This window comes from Microbacterium sp. CCH5-D1 (assembly GCF_001557335.1).
Lineage (GTDB): Bacteria > Actinomycetota > Actinomycetes > Actinomycetales > Microbacteriaceae > Microbacterium > Microbacterium oxydans.
Genome location: NZ_LSJW01000116.1, coordinates 1 through 342, shown reverse-complemented (window position 1 = coordinate 342; position 342 = coordinate 1). Strand labels below are relative to the sequence as shown.

The window sequence follows — 342 nt, the reverse complement described above, 5'->3', positions numbered from 1 at the left end:
TATTCGGGCCGGAGGGGTCCGGTTCTCTCGATTTGCGGAGGTGTGGACGATGGCCGATTTCGGTGCGTCTTATGCGGAGATGGAGCAGGTGGCGGGTTCGCTGTCGCAGGCTCGTGATGACATTCAGGGTCAGCTGGACACGCTGAAGGGTCAGGTCGACACTCTTCTGGGTGATGACTTCAAGACGCAGCATGCGTCGGGGAAGTTCGGTGAGGGGTACACGGAGTTGACGACGGGTCTGAAGACGGCGGTCGATGGCATCAATGACATGTCGGAGTCGCTGCTGGGGATGATGCGGGCGATCCAGGATCTGGACCAGCAGCTCGCCGGCAGCTGACACAC

The 342-nt window shown here is 60.8% G+C and carries 1 protein-coding gene; it reads left to right on the top strand.

Going from position 1 to position 342, the window contains the following annotated elements:
• Positions 1 to 337: WXG100 family type VII secretion target (locus tag AX744_RS07595; protein WP_231728761.1), on the top strand; the 337-nt coding region annotated here is incomplete at its 5' end.
• Between the last annotated feature and the right edge of the window lie 5 nt (positions 338 to 342).